General features: G+C 26.4%; 14 protein-coding genes and 1 pseudogene. 4 read left to right on the top strand and 11 right to left on the bottom strand.

Features of this window, described 5'->3' with window-relative positions:
* A partial coding sequence (locus tag EIC27_RS02260) for a transposase domain-containing protein (protein ID WP_153183752.1) occupies window positions 1-276 on the top strand: 276 nt, incomplete at its 5' end.
* A gap of 196 nt (window positions 277-472) precedes the next feature.
* Here EIC27_RS02260 and EIC27_RS02255 read toward each other — a convergent pair.
* The 6 genes from EIC27_RS02255 to topA all read right to left on the bottom strand — a co-directional run bounded on the left by EIC27_RS02255 (window position 473) and on the right by topA (window position 7,604).
* A complete protein-coding gene (locus EIC27_RS02255) occupies window positions 473-1,126 on the bottom strand; it encodes an MJ0042-type zinc finger domain-containing protein (protein WP_126044531.1) in 654 nt (217 codons plus the stop codon).
* A 2-nt stretch (window positions 1,127-1,128) separates the two neighbouring features.
* Window positions 1,129-2,583, bottom strand: a complete 1,455-nt coding sequence (gene gatB, locus EIC27_RS02250) for an Asp-tRNA(Asn)/Glu-tRNA(Gln) amidotransferase subunit GatB (RefSeq protein ID WP_126044530.1) — start codon at window positions 2,581-2,583, stop codon at window positions 1,129-1,131.
* Window positions 2,584-2,852: 269 nt separating this feature from the next.
* On the bottom strand, window positions 2,853-3,737 hold the full coding sequence (locus EIC27_RS02245; protein ID WP_126044529.1) for a patatin-like phospholipase family protein: 885 nt from the start codon (window positions 3,735-3,737) through the stop codon (window positions 2,853-2,855).
* Window positions 3,724-4,716 (bottom strand): patatin-like phospholipase family protein, encoded by a 993-nt coding sequence (locus EIC27_RS02240; RefSeq protein WP_126044528.1) that lies wholly within the window; start codon window positions 4,714-4,716, stop codon window positions 3,724-3,726. Before EIC27_RS02240 ends, EIC27_RS02245 begins: the two co-directional genes overlap by 14 nt.
* A 54-nt stretch (window positions 4,717-4,770) precedes the next feature.
* Complete coding sequence (locus EIC27_RS02235; protein WP_126044527.1) at window positions 4,771-5,283, bottom strand: gamma carbonic anhydrase family protein; 513 nt, start codon at window positions 5,281-5,283, stop codon at window positions 4,771-4,773.
* Window positions 5,283-7,604: a type I DNA topoisomerase gene (gene topA, locus EIC27_RS02230; protein WP_126044526.1), complete on the bottom strand. Its 2,322-nt coding sequence runs from the start codon at window positions 7,602-7,604 to the stop codon at window positions 5,283-5,285. Before topA ends, EIC27_RS02235 begins: the two co-directional genes overlap by 1 nt.
* A 193-nt stretch (window positions 7,605-7,797) precedes the next feature.
* Here topA and EIC27_RS02225 point away from each other — a divergent pair, with 193 nt between their 5' ends.
* Window positions 7,798-8,757: a tyrosine recombinase gene (locus tag EIC27_RS02225; protein WP_126044525.1), complete on the top strand. Its 960-nt coding sequence runs from the start codon at window positions 7,798-7,800 to the stop codon at window positions 8,755-8,757.
* Between the two features lie 30 nt (window positions 8,758-8,787).
* Here EIC27_RS02225 and EIC27_RS02220 read toward each other — a convergent pair whose 3' ends face one another.
* From EIC27_RS02220 to EIC27_RS02205, 5 genes and pseudogenes are all read right to left on the bottom strand, one after another.
* Window positions 8,788-10,203: an NAD(P)H-hydrate epimerase gene (locus tag EIC27_RS02220; protein ID WP_162298302.1), complete on the bottom strand. Its 1,416-nt coding sequence runs from the start codon at window positions 10,201-10,203 to the stop codon at window positions 8,788-8,790.
* A 49-nt stretch (window positions 10,204-10,252) separates the two neighbouring features.
* Window positions 10,253-10,840, bottom strand: a complete 588-nt coding sequence (locus tag EIC27_RS02215) for a phosphatidylglycerophosphatase A family protein (protein ID WP_126044523.1) — start codon at window positions 10,838-10,840, stop codon at window positions 10,253-10,255.
* A 12-nt stretch (window positions 10,841-10,852) separates the two neighbouring features.
* A complete protein-coding gene (gene ispF / locus EIC27_RS07980) occupies window positions 10,853-11,353 on the bottom strand; it encodes a 2-C-methyl-D-erythritol 2,4-cyclodiphosphate synthase (RefSeq protein ID WP_320409809.1) in 501 nt (166 codons plus the stop codon).
* Between the two features lie 6 nt (window positions 11,354-11,359).
* Window positions 11,360-12,004 (bottom strand): annotated as a pseudogene (ispD, locus tag EIC27_RS07975) (2-C-methyl-D-erythritol 4-phosphate cytidylyltransferase); the annotation flags it as partial.
* The gene (locus tag EIC27_RS02205) at window positions 12,005-13,282 is read right to left on the bottom strand and encodes an MFS transporter (protein ID WP_126044521.1); all 1,278 of its coding nucleotides are present in this window, start codon (window positions 13,280-13,282) and stop codon (window positions 12,005-12,007) included.
* A 121-nt stretch (window positions 13,283-13,403) separates the two neighbouring features.
* Between EIC27_RS02205 and EIC27_RS02200 the strand changes: the two genes are divergently transcribed.
* Together EIC27_RS02200 and tnpA are read left to right on the top strand one after the other, a co-directional pair.
* A complete protein-coding gene (locus EIC27_RS02200; RefSeq protein WP_126044520.1) occupies window positions 13,404-14,441 on the top strand; it encodes a hypothetical protein in 1,038 nt (345 codons plus the stop codon).
* A 139-nt stretch (window positions 14,442-14,580) separates the two neighbouring features.
* A partial coding sequence (gene tnpA, locus EIC27_RS08100; protein WP_410519455.1) for an IS66 family insertion sequence element accessory protein TnpA occupies window positions 14,581-14,724 on the top strand: 144 nt, incomplete at its 3' end.

The following is a 14,724-nucleotide window of genomic DNA, read 5'->3' as shown; positions in this document are numbered from 1 at the left end:
CTTTTAGATGGAAGACTGCGTATTGATAATAATGATTCGGAGCGTAGTATAAAACCATTTGCAGTTGGCAGAAAAAATTGGATGTTCTGTGCAACAACTAAGGGTGCTAAAGCTAGTGCAAATATTTATAGTATTATTGAAACTTGCAAAGTAAATAAGATTAATCCTTATGATTATTTAAAATATTTGCTGAATCATATTCATGATTATTCTGATCCAAAAGAGTTAGTAAATTTACTTCCATATAATATTGATAAAAAAATATCATCAAATTAAATTTTTTTTAGAATTATCAAAAAACTTAAGAAACCCAAAGAAAGGCGGATAATACTTGTCAAGATGGGGATATTTTAGCGTTTACGTTCCTAACTGTGCTAAATATTGCTGTATATTCTCATTCTAGCTCTTTATAGAGCAATTCTTATCTGTAGCTCAGGTTATAAATAGTTTAAAAACGTATATAGCTTTATTTCTAATGTTGATGTTTAAAATGTTTTAAATCATGATGATTGCCAATTTTAACAAAGACATAGTCTATTTCACTTATTTCCCTATCAGGGCATATCGTCATATTAAATTCAGATTTAGGTGAAATGTCTCTTCTTAAATTAGTAGAGATATTGAAGATACTTTTTCTTTTTTTATCATAACCAATAATTTTGATAACTTGTACAAATTTAACTTTATTTGACTTATTAATTATTTTTATTGGAATTTTATGTTTTACTTCACTGTTTTTATGCTCTTTATTTCCATATATTTCTTCGATTGGTTCTGAAACTTCAACTATAAGTCCATCAGTACTATGGTAATCAAATAATTTATATATTATTTCAAATAAATGATGTTGTTTTACTAAAAATTCTCTTTCAAAATAAAGAAAAAGTGATAATGAGGTTAAGATAATTATTAAACAAAAAATAATGTAACCCCTCTTTTTTATAACCTTTTTAGGTTTATTAATCTTAGAAAAATTATAAGTAGATTTAGGAGTTATTTGATTAGTTTCTGGTATATATAACCATTCATATTCGCATTTAGAACAACATACCATTCTTCCATTGCTACCTATGTCATATTTGTTAACTCTATATTTTGTATTGCAATTTTTACACTCAATAATCATGTTTAAATAGAATGTAATTTTTTAGTTAGTATTTCATTAACATTTTGTGGATTAGCTTTTCCTTTGCTTATCTTCATTACTTGGCCAACAAAAAAGCCAAATAGCTTTTCTTTTCCAGATTTAAATTCTTTTACTTTTTCAGGATTAGAGTTTAGAACTTCATCTATATATTTTTCAATTTCATCTGTTCCAGATATTTGCATTAAGTTATGTTTTTTTACAATTTCTTCCGGAGAATTATTATTTTCAAACATTATATCTAAAACATCTTTTGCAATTTTACCTGAAATTTTATTATCAGTAATTAACTGCAATAAAGTACAAAAATTTTCAGAAGTTATAGGCATTTTGTAGAATTCGATTCCCTTTTTATTTAATCTTCCAAAAAGCTCAGCACATATCCAATTTGCAGCAAGTTTAGGATCTACTTTCTTAGCTATTATTTCAAAAAATTCTGCAACTGCTTTATCCGCAGTAAGTACTTCTGCATCATATGTAGTTAAGTGAAAATTATTTATGTACCTTCTTTTCTTATCTTCAGGCAATTCTGGAAGATTATTTTTAATATTATTAATAAAGTCAGCAGAAATTTTAAGTGTTAATAAGTCTGGATCAGGAAAATATCTATAGTCATTAGCTTCTTCTTTTTTTCTCATAGATTTTGTCTGTCCTAAATTGACGTCAAACAATCTTGTTTCTTGCACAATATCTTGCTGTTCTTCAAGTAATTCAACTTGTCTATTTGCTTCATATAATATAGCTTTATTAATATACTTAAAAGAATTTAAATTTTTAATTTCTACTCTAGTTCCAAATTTATTATCTCCCTTTTTCCTAACTGAAACATTTGCATCACATCTCATTGAACCTTTTTCTAAATCACCGTCACAAACATCTATATATCTAAGTATATTACGTAACTTTTTCATAAATTGTTCAACTTCACTTGGTTCATTAAAATTCGGATCAGTTACTATTTCAATAAGTGGAACACCTACTCTGTTAAAATCAATAAAAGTTTCTATTGGGCTTTGATCATGTATACTTTTTCCAGCATCCTGTTCAATATGAATTCTATTAATTGTAATTGTTTTTTTTTCACCATTATCTTTTGTTATTTGCATATTTCCATCGGAAACTATAGGATAAAAAAGTTGTGATATTTGGTAACCTTGTGGTGAATCTGGGTAAAAGTAATTTTTTCTATCAAATACTGAAAATGTATTTATTTTGGCATTAACTGCAAGTCCAGCTTTAATGGCAAGCTCTATACATTTTTTATTAGTTATTGGTAGCATGCCAGGCATTGCTGCATCTATATATGATACTTGTTCATTATTATCTTCACCAAATTTAGTTGAAGAATGAGAGAATAATTTGCTTTTTGAATTTAGTTGAGCATGAATTTCCAAGCCTATGACTAACTCCCATTTATTTGTTTTTCCTTGAATTATCATTCTTAATTTTTACTTAATATATGTGTATTTAGAAGTTCATAAATTTTGTATCATAAACTAAGGTTTTTTACTAGTATGCTTATAGCTATTTATAGAAAAATTTAAATGAAAATAAATTAGAAAAATAACTATGGCAATAAAATATATTTGTCATCACGAGATTATGTAACAGGCACAGTGATTCAGTTATAGTTTTATAATTTTATTTTATAAATCTCAGAATTATTATAATTTTTCTGTGCTTTAATAATAAAATATTTTAGGCTCTGTTATAAATCTAATTTCATAATATCAATACATTCACTATATTCAGCAAGGACTTCTTCAGGGTTTTCACAGTAGAAATATGAATTATCATAAAGTTTTTCTAATTTTTTCATATCCTGCTTTTTATCTGCAATTTTATTAGCAAGTGCTGTAAAAAATTCTTTATTAATATCTATGTATTTTTTTGTACATGCCATTGTTTCATTAAAAGCTAACAAATCACCTTTGCTAGCTTTATCATATATTGCATGTTTGATATCAACGGGAATCATAAAATCCAATTTATAAAAATGAGTAATAAATGTTTTAATTAATTTATCAAGAGGTTGTTTTTGGATTTGTCCAGTAATTTTATATATATTAATATTATAAATGTTGTATAAGTATGAACTTTCATCAATGCTATTTAGAATTTTTTGTACGTTCCCTGTAGTTGTGCCAATTGAAACAATCAATGTATCTTCTTTAGAAGCCTTTTTGTTTATTTCCATAATATATGGTATCCCTATAAGAAGAGGAGAATTTGCAATTAAAGCACCATCAAAATCTTTGTATACTTCATCTTTTAATTCTGTTTTTTTAGAGTCAAAAAGTTCAGGATAAGAAATACTTGCTTCAACAGCATCCTTTAGGTAAAAATCTTTATTGGGATCTGATTGTGAATCATAAGTGCTCCATATGTGAGGATTACCTGTTTTTGCATTTGTTGATGTAATAACAACAGGAATGGTGGTTTGACTTAATTTAGTATCACCACACATTTTATGAATAAAATCTATATCTTTTCTAGTTAAAATATGATTTTTGATATTTAAGATAAGTGATATTTTATCACCTAAGCTAATATTTGAGTTAATATTATGTAAATCTTCATCAAAAATTTTCATTTTTATCTATATACTTTAGAGTGCAAGCTATCATCTTATTATAATTATCCATATCTTTTCGATTATTTTGATTATAAAATGACTGCTGTATACCTATTGGAACTGTTAAATCCAATTTATAAAATCCTTTATAAATATATTTTGAAAAATCATCAAACGGTGGTTTTGTTATTTGTTGAGAGATATTAATGTAATCAATGGCCTTATATATAATATATTGATCATCTAAATTTTTTAAAACATCTTTAGTTTTTGAAATGCTAACCCCAATAGATATAATATTGATATCATTTCTTTCTAAATTATTTTCTTTTGCAATATATGGGAGAGAAATAATAATAGGAGAAGGATGAATGATACCTTCATCATAATCATGTAATTTTTCTCCATGCTTTGAATGGGTAGTTTTTTTTAAAAAATATGGTGGCAGAGCAATAGATGCTAAAAAAGCATCTTTAAGATTAAAATCTTTTTTAGGATCTTTTTTTGCTTCATAAGTGCTACAAATTCGAGGTTTATCATTGTCAATATCATAAGATATAATATTAATAGGAATAACTGCTTGACTTAATTTATAATTTTGATCAAGACTCAGTCCTTCAGTCAATTTTTTAGCAAAATCATCAGTAGAAATCACAGAATTTTTTAAGCCTGCATATACTAAAAACTTATTCCAATGTGTAATCTCTTTGTTAAGAATATTAGATCCTTGATTAAACGATTTATAACATTCGCTTAATGAATATTTAGGTTTTTTAGGATTTTTTTCAGATGGAATAACTAAGCACGATGCTATTAAAGAACCTGAAGAAACAGCAATAATAGTATTAAAGTATTCAATAAATTCTTTATTTGGGTTAAGCTTTTTTAATTCACTTTCAAGCTTTATTGCTATAATTAAAGATACAAAGCCTTTTTGAGTGCCGCCACTTATTGATAAAACTTTAAAATTTTGCTTTTCATTTTTACTCCAAAACATATAAACTACCTATAAACAATTCGCTACCTATAGTAGTATTTTGTATGATTAAAATCAATTTATATATTCTTTAGCTAAGTTTACATACCTTTTTTTGGATATTGTAATATAATTAATTTCTTCTTTTTTTAGCACTCTCATGAGCTTTGCTGGTATACCAGCCCATAACTCATTTTCTTTAATTGTTTTATTATTTGTGACTAAAGCTCCTGCTGCAACCATAGAGTAAGATTTTACTACAGCGTAATCCATTATTGTTGAGTTCATTCCAATAAATGAGTTATCATAAATTTTGCAAGCGTGAATTAATGCTTTGTGACCAATAGTGACTCCGCTTCCTATAATTGTAGGTCCATTATTAGTTCCAACGTGTATTATAGTGCCATCTTGTATATTAGTTTCGTCTCCAATTCTAATATAATTAACATCTCCTCTAATAACACAATTAAACCATATACTGGATTTATTTCCAATCTCTACATCTCCTATAACAACAGCATTTTGTGCAATAAAAGCATCTTTTGCAATTTTAGGAATTTTGTTTTTATATGGAAGAATGATGGCCATTATTTTTTTGCCCTCTTCTTGGATTGCTTAGGTTTATAATTATCAATTAAATCCACAGCTTCTAATAATTCTAAGTTAATTTTATCTATATTTTTAAGGGCGTAAAATTTCTTATTACACTCTAAGTATGGTCCATATCTTCCAATTTTTACTAAGATATCTTCTTTGATAGTGGGGTGTTTACCTAAATCTTTAGGTAAATTAAGTAAAGAGCATGCAAATTCTAGATTGATATTATCAGGGGAAACTTTTGCAGGCAATGATGCTCTTTTTTTCTTGCCATCAACTTCTTTTTCTAGATAAAATCCATAAGGTCCTTTTTTAAGTAAAATTTCTGATTGTGTTATTTCATCAACACCTATAACTTTTTCTTTCTCATTTTTATTTTCAGTATTTTCTTCTTGGAATAACGTTCTTTTATAACTGCATTCAGGATAATTAGAACATCCGATAAATGCTCCAAATTTACCTGTTTTCAAGCCTAATTCACCGTTCTTGCAATTAGTACATTTTCTTAATTTAGAAAGTTCATCTTTATCGGTGGTATTAAAAATATAATCTAATAATAGTTTTTCAACTTCATTAATTATATCAATATTTTTTATTTCTAGTACCTTGTCTGATGTATTTTTAAATAGTATCCAAAAATTAGAAAGTACTTCTTTCCATTTTTTTTTGCCATTTGCCACATCATCTAAATCATTTTCAAGATTTGCAGTGAAATCATAATCAATATATTTATCAAAGAATTTATTTAAAAAAGCATCAACTAATCTTCCTTTTGCCTCAGGTATAAATCTTTTTTGTAAAATTTTTGCATACTCCCTTTCTACTAAAATAGATATAATTTTAGGATATGTAGAAGGTCTGCCAATTCCTAATTCCTCCATTTTTTTTACTAAGCTTGCTTCAGTATATCTTGGAGGAGGTTGTGTGAAATGTTGATTTGGAATGATTTTATCAAGATTTAAAATATCACCTTCTTGAAGTTTAGGAATATTATTTTTCTTTTCATTTTCTTCATTATCTATGCCCTCTTTGTATACTCTATAAAATCCATCGAAAACAATTGTAGAGCCTGTGGATTTAAATATATTTTTATTATTTTGAGATGATATTTCTATAGTAACTGATTCTAATTTTACATTTGCCATTTGGCTTGCAATTGTTCTTTTCCAAATTAACTCATATAACCTATATTGATCATTATCTAAAAAATCTTTAAGATTAGTTGGGTTATTGCTAAAATTAGTTGGTCTAATTGCTTCATGAGCTTCTTGTGCATTTTTAGATTTAGATTTATAAAGTATAGGATTTTTTGGTAAATAATTTGAACCATAGTGACTTTTGATGTGAGAAGTAATGTTTTTAATAGCTTCTTGAGAAATTGTGACGCTATCTGTTCTCATATAAGTAATCAGACCGTCTGTTTTGCTTTTTACTTGTATTCCTTCATATAATTTTTGAGCTATTATCATTGTTTTTTTAGCTGAAAAATTTAACTTTCTAGAGGCTTCTTGTATTAAAGTTGAAGTTATAAATGGCGCTGTTGGTTTTCTTATAATGTCCTTTTTCTTAATTGAAGAAACTTTATAATTTAATGTTTTTATATTTTTTATTATATCTTTAGCTTTATTTTCTTTATTTATGCTAAATTTTTCTAATTTTTCCCCATTATAAGTGTGAAGCTGAGAGCTAAAGCTATCTTTATTATTTTTTGAAAATATACTATCTATAGTCCAATATTCTTGCTCTTTAAATTTATCTCTTTCATTTTCTCTTTCACATAGAAGTTTCAGTGCAACTGATTGAACTCTTCCAGCAGATTTGCTACCAGGCAATTTTCTCCATAATACTGGTGATAAAGTAAATCCTACTAAATAATCTAAAGCTTGTCTTGCTTGTTGAGCATGTATTAAATCTTGATCTAATTCTCTTGGATTATTTATAGCATTGATTACAGCATTTTTAGTAATTTCATGAAAAGCAATACGTTTTACGTTTACTGCATTATTTAATGATTTTTTACTTTTCATGGTCTCTAAAATATGCCATGAAATTGCTTCTCCTTCTCTATCAGGGTCAGTTGCAAGATAAATTATCTCTGCTTTTTTAAAATTATCAGCAAGATTTTTTATGGTATCTTTTGCTCTTATAATAGGTTTGTATGTGATTTTAAAATTATTTTCTGGTTCAACAGCATCTCTTACAGAAGGTAAGCTTCGTATATGACCATAAGATGAAATTACTTTAAAATCTTTACCTAGATATTTTTCTAAAGTTTTTGCTTTTGCAGGAGATTCAACTATAAGTAATTTCATTGTAGATAAAAATTAGTTAATTATATGTTAGTTTGCATATTTGTGAATAACATGCAATATTTATTGAGAAAGATAGCTGAGGATTTTAATATACAGGTGATTTCTTATTTTAACACATAAATAGTTAAATTTTTATAAATTGAAATTATTAATTAGTTGTTTTATTAGAAGTAATAGGCGCTTAAGGTTGGCAATGGATAGTAAAGATTATATAAATTATTACGTTGAATATTTTTTTGAGATGTTAATTGCAGAAAGGGATGCAACTCAAAATACTATATTGTCTTATAGGAATGATATTAATGATTTACATAAATATCTAAAGAAAAACAACATAGGATTACTTAAAATAACTCAATCGACAATACAAAATTTTATTGTTAATTTGACTGAAAACAACTTAAATCCTAAAACTATAGGTAGAAAGATTTCAGCATATAAACAATTTTTTTTATTTTTAGTATCGGAAGGATATTTAAAAGAAAGCCCAATTTCTAATGTTATAATGCCTAAGAGAGCTGATTCAATACCTAAAGCTTTATCAAGTGATAATATTAGTAAAATTATAGAAATGATAAGTCAAGGCAAAACAAAAGAAGGTATAAGAAATTATGCTTTACTTGAGATACTTTACTCAACAGGTATGAGGATATCAGAATTGGTATCTCTTGAAATGAAGTCTTTAGAAAGTTTTTCTAAAGAATCTGATACAAATCTATTAATTATTAAAGGTAAGGGGAAGAAAGAGAGGGCTGTAATATTAAATTATATGGCATGTAAAGCACTAAAAAAATATCTCAAAATTAGGAAGCAATTCTTATTATCAAGTGTAAAATCTAATTGGGTTTTTCCTTCAATTTCCAAAGATAATAAAATTGTACATATCTCAAGGCAAAGGTTTGGACAAGTACTTAAAGAGATTGCACTGAAGTGTAATATTGATCCATCTATTATTTCTCCACATAAAATTAGGCATTCATTTGCAACTCATATGTTAGACAATGGTGCTAATTTAAGAATTGTGCAAGAATTATTAGGTCACTCAGATATATCATCTACACAAATATACACTAAAGTATCTGGCACTAAAGCAAAAAAATTATTACTTGATAAGCATCCTCTTGGAGCTAAGGTTAATACAAAGGATGAATAGTTATTGAGTTTAAAAAAGAAAGTAGACGGGTTAGATTTTTCTAGAAGGATTTCTAAATTGAAGAAGTAAATTTGGTATAGTTTGTGGTATTTCTTCTGCAACTAGTCCATACCCAATTTTCCAAGCTGCTTCATTTAATGTCCAAACTGCAATTGATGCTGCAAAATATGAATTAAGACCTTGGCTCATTAATCCTGCGCAAATTCCCGCTAAAACATCTCCTGTGCCAGCTGTTGAAAGATATGGGCAACCATTTTCTTGTAGCAAGATATTATCATTACATCCTATAACTGTATCAACCCCTTTTAACAAAACTTTGCAATTTGAAAGTTGAACAGCTAATTTTACTTTATTAATTTTTAATTCACTGCTTAAATTAAAAATTTTCTTAAATTCACCTTCATGAGGAGTAATCAAAACATCTTGATTTGAAGTGGTCAATTTTTTTAAAGATTTATAATTAATTATTGCACCTGCATCCAATACTATGGGTTTATTGTGCTTAAGTATATTTTTAACAATATTATGTGTTTCTGATGATGCAATTGTGCCAGGTCCGTATAAAATAGATGAAACCTTGTGTTTAATTATCAAATCATTTAATTGCTGTATATCTTTATATTTTATTATTACTATTCCAGCGTCTAATTTATTGTCAAATTGTACGTTATTTTTGATAAATAACTTTACAATTCCTGAACCTGATTTTCTTGCAGCTTGAGTTGATAAAATGCTAGCACCTAGCATTTCTCCTGCTATTATTCCTAAGCATCCTCTTGTATATTTATTATCTTCATATTGTGGGAATCTTAATTTATTTTTCCATATTTCTGGAGTATTTATTTTTATATAATTTTCAGTATTTTCTAAATTGGATAGACCAATATCTTTAACAATAACTTCTCCTGAATGTTTTAATCCTGGCATTAATAAATGGCCTATTTTTTTAGTATGAAAAGTGATGGTTAAAGTCGCTTTTAATGCAGCACCTAGTATTTCTCCAGTATTTTCTGATATGCCAGTTGGAATATCAATAGATATACATTTTAAGTTTGAGTTATTTATTTTATGTATTAATTCCTTAAGTGTAACATCTATTTCTTTTGATAGGCCAATCCCATATATTGCATCAATAATCAAATCAGTTTCTTCTAAGTTTAAATTATTAATATCTATAATTTTTCCTTTGTATTTTTTTGCATAATATTTAGCAGAGTTAGTTTTTGGTTCACCTAATTTTAATAATTTAACATCCCAAGAATTTTGATGAAGTAAATTAGCAACAACATATCCATCGCCACCATTATTTCCAAATCCACAAATTACTAAAACTTTACAAGGCTTAAATCTTTTAAATATTTCATCAAAAACCTCTTTGCCTGCTTTATGCATTAAGTCTAAAGATGTATCTTTATTACGTATAATAGGAGCCTCTATGGCGTGCATTTGATTACTATTTAAGGCAAATTTGTACATAATAAATATAATAAGATGATTAGATAAATAAACTTACTATTAAATTGATCACATAAATTGTAACCGATGCAAAAATTGCAGCTAAAATATCATCAAATATTACTCCAAATGTACCCTTGTATTTTCTATTAACATAATCAATTATTAATGGCTTTTTAATATCAAAATACCTAAAAGGAATTAATGCAATTAAAAAAACTAGTGTACTGGTGGAAATATTTATAAAAAATGGAATTTTTTTAATTAAACTGTATATCCACTCAAGCGATATATACAATGTTAATAACTGCCCAATTACTTCATCTATTACTATATAACTATGATCATAAGTATTGGTAGTTTTCTGAAATTTCTTTATAGCAAATGAGCCTATAATACAAAAAGTTATAATTGCTAGAAGTAATTTTGATTTAATATTGTTTAACGAATTAGAGTGCATTATTATAAAATAATATAGCGGATATACAGCTATCGACCCACAAGTTCCAGGAGCTGGAAGCTTTCCGACATAAAACCAGGTAGATATGATCGAATACCAAGAAAATGGAACTTTAAATTTTACTTTCTTAGCGTTTAAAATATGATCTAAGCTGTATCTTTTTTTCATAATTAAGTTATATTAATTAGTTACACAGCAAATAGCTTGAGCTGCAATGCCTTCTTGTGATCCTAAAAATCCCATTTTTTCTGTTGTAGTAGCTTTTACACTTACTTGATTGCTATTTATTTCTAGTATTTTAGCAATATTTTCACGCATTACTTGACTATAGGGCATAATTTTTGGTTTTTCACATATGATTGTTAAATCAATATTTAGTATTTTAACTCCAATTTGTTTTAGCTTTTTTTTAGTGTATTCTAAAAAATAACTTGAATCTATATTTTTATATTTATTATTGTTAGGTGGAAATAATTGCCCAATATTTCCAAGTGCCATAGAACCAAGTAAAGCTTCGGTGATGGCATGCAATCCTACATCACCATCAGAATGAGCAATAATAGATTGATTATGTTTAACGTCTATACCACAAATTTTTATTGTATTGGTATCCTTTAGAGGTTTTGAAAATTTATGTACATCTAAACCAATGCCTGTACGATATACTTTTTTATTACTCATAATAAATTTACAAAATTCAAAATCATGTTTGTTTGTTATTTTTATGTTATTAATTTCTCCATCTATTTTACAGCTATCAATATTTTTTTCAAAACACAAGCTTATATCATCTGTATAATCAGTATTACTATTTTTATGCAAATCTAAAATTAACCTATATTTAAATCCTTGTGGCGTTTGTGTTCTATATAAAAAATTTCTATCAATTATTTTTATATTATTTTTAATATCAAACTGTTTTATTGTATCTGTTAATTTAATTCCAATATCTACAGCTTGATAATTATCTAATTTTAAAATAATTTCTTCAATTAGTGTTTTTGAAATTAGTGGTCTTGCAGCATCGTGAATTAGAACATTTTCAGGATTGATTTTCTCAATTGCCTTTAAGCCTAAAAATACTGATTCTTTTCTTGTTTTGCCACCAATAACACAATCTAATAAATTAAGTCCTTTAGTTGCATTTTTATATAAATTTATGTGTTTTTTGTTAATGACAACTAATATGTTGTCTATTGATTTACATGATAAAAATGTTTCTATAGACCATCTTAATATGGGTTTATCGTTAATTAAACTATACTGTTTAGGAGTATGTTTACTAAACCTTAAAGATTCTCCTGCAGCAACAATTATAGCTATATTTTTCACTTAGATTTTTGCAAAAAAATTTTTCTTGTACCAATATAAAAGATAAATACAAAAAATGGAAGGAATTGAAAGTAGTGATGAAAAAATAAAAAAATTTTGCCAACCAAAACTTTCTACAACAATTCCTGATGTAGGTGAAATTAATGACTTTGTTAGTCCAGAAAAAGAAATTAGTATTGCATAGTGAGTTGCTAAATGTTTTTTATCACATAATGAACTCATAAATGTAATAAGTATAATATTGCTAATTCCATAGCTAAGACTTTCTATTAGATTTATTAAACCTAGTAAAATTATACTATTTTTGATTTTTAAGAATATCAAAAATTGTAAATTAGTAATTGAAGCTAAAATTTCTGCAAATAATAAGTTATACTTTAATTGTGATTTAGCAATTAAAATCCCCCCAATAAGTGTTCCTATTAACGCCCCTACTATACCACATGACTTTGCAACGCTTGCAATTTGATTCTTTAAAAATCCTACATCCATTAAAAATGGGATAGATAAAGTATCTAGATATGCATCACTAACTTTATAAAAGGCAATAATTGTTAATATTAATCCAAATTTTGGTTTTAAGGCTAATTTTTTAAATGGGATTATAAAGTTATTAATAATCCATTCTTTATAATTAAGATGTACCATTTTTTGAAAATATGTGACCTTTTCATCAGAAAAATAAATTACAATAAGACATGGTAAAATAAAAAAGGCTAATATCATAAAAACATATTTCCAATCAATTATAGTTGATAAAAATAAAGCAAATATCCCAGAAATTATAAATCCAATTCTAAAGCCGTAAACTACAAAAGCATTACCAATTCCTGCTTTAATTTTTGAAAAAAGCTCTATTCTATATGCCTCCATAGCAATATCATATGTTGCCCCAATAAATCCTATGAAAATAAGATATACAACTAAAAAAGATATTGATTTAATATCTATATAATCAAAAAACCCTATAGTAAGCATTAAAAACACTTGCATTGACATTATCCAGCTTTTGCGCAATCCAAAATTTTTGGAAAACATTTTTATAGAATAACAATCAGCTAAAGGAGACCATAAATATTTAAATGAGTAAGGTATCGTTTTGATTGATAAAAAACCTATTACTGTAAGAGATAAATTATTATCTTTAAAATATGTTGTCGTTGTTGTTACAAGAAATGCATATACAACTCCACTATTTAAACCTAAAGTTAGTGCTATTATTAATTTTTTTATAAGATTTATGTCAAAAACCTTATTAATATATTTTACTTTGCACACAACAAAAACCTATTATTGAGATATCATCTCATAAACTAAAAAATTTATATTTTCAATATAAATTAATACTTGCAACATTAATTATATTCAGTAAAATCATAGGTAAAATTGAGGTTGTGTTATGTCAATTCAATGTCATGAAACTAATAATGAGAAAATAAATCATATAAAATCTTTAATTAGTAATAGTTCTCAATCAGATTATAGCCAAGCTTTTAGTCATTATTATAGCACATGTAGTAATGGACTGCTTCTAGGAGATATTTATGATATAATGATTTTTTCTGTTGATAAAAATACTGATATAACATGGGAATTTATAAATTACTACAAACCTGGATTTGATCAGATTTTTCAAATTATAGTAAGAAGTTTGGTTAACCAAAATTTTGAATTTGCAACAAGGGTAATCAATGCTAGTTATAATATAATGAGCGAACAAAATTACATTGAGCTTTCTGTATATTGTATACAAAATTTTAACTATGATACATCAATTTCTTGGTTAGGTTATTCAGCAAATCGATTTACAAATATACTAGAACTGAATATTGCACAAGAAGTCAAAAAATATGTAAATTCTACGGAGGATTATCAAAGATTTTCAGTAGAGGTTATGCAGAAGCTTGTTTCTTTTGGAAAGCAAGAACTACAAGAAGAATTAAGTAGAGATTTTAATTTTTTATCCAATTCATTATTATTAATAATTGTTTCTTTTGCAATTGAAGAGAAAAGAGATGAGATTTCTACATATATAACTGATTTCATAATTGCTTTTAATTCTCCAGAAGGAAAAACAGATAATCAAGAGAGCAATGTTCCTACTTTTATGATTAGCTTTCTTATCTCATCAAGTTTACACCATATGCATGAAGAATTTGCATTATATTTAGTTGATAAATTTAGCTTTTCTTGTGATGTAAAAACTCTAGACTTATTAAACTACATGCACGATAAAAAAGCTGACAATGTATTTAAAAAATTAACAAATAAATTATCCTCTACTTGTAATAATGAAGAGAAGTTAAAATTAATGTTACGTGATGTTGATTTAAATGAAGCCAAGCCTTCTGAGGATGTAATCAGAAAATTAATAAGTGAGTTGAAACCTTCAATATCTGAAAAACAAAAAGAAAAAATTATGGAGTTTTCTAGGTAAGCGCTAAAATAAGGGCATCTAGGCAAGAATAAAAATAAGTGGTAGAACAAAAGCCTAAAAAAATAGAGGCTAATGATGCTATTAGAAAAAAAGAAAAAAAGAATAAGTAATGAAAAATGGAAAGAGCTAGTAGAAGAATATAAAAAAAAGTAATGTAAGTAAATATGAATTTTGTAAGCAAAAGAATGTGCCGAGAAGTACATTTTATAAATGGCACAGAATTCTTGTAGGAAATAAAAGAAATACAGTAAAAAATAAATTTATACCAATAAGAGTGAAAGAA

This window comes from Candidatus Aquarickettsia rohweri (assembly GCF_003953955.1).
Taxonomy (GTDB): domain Bacteria; phylum Pseudomonadota; class Alphaproteobacteria; order Rickettsiales; family Midichloriaceae; genus Aquirickettsia; species Aquirickettsia rohweri.
The sequence above is the reverse complement of the archived record's forward strand: the minus strand, read 5'-3'. Positions and strand labels throughout refer to the sequence as shown.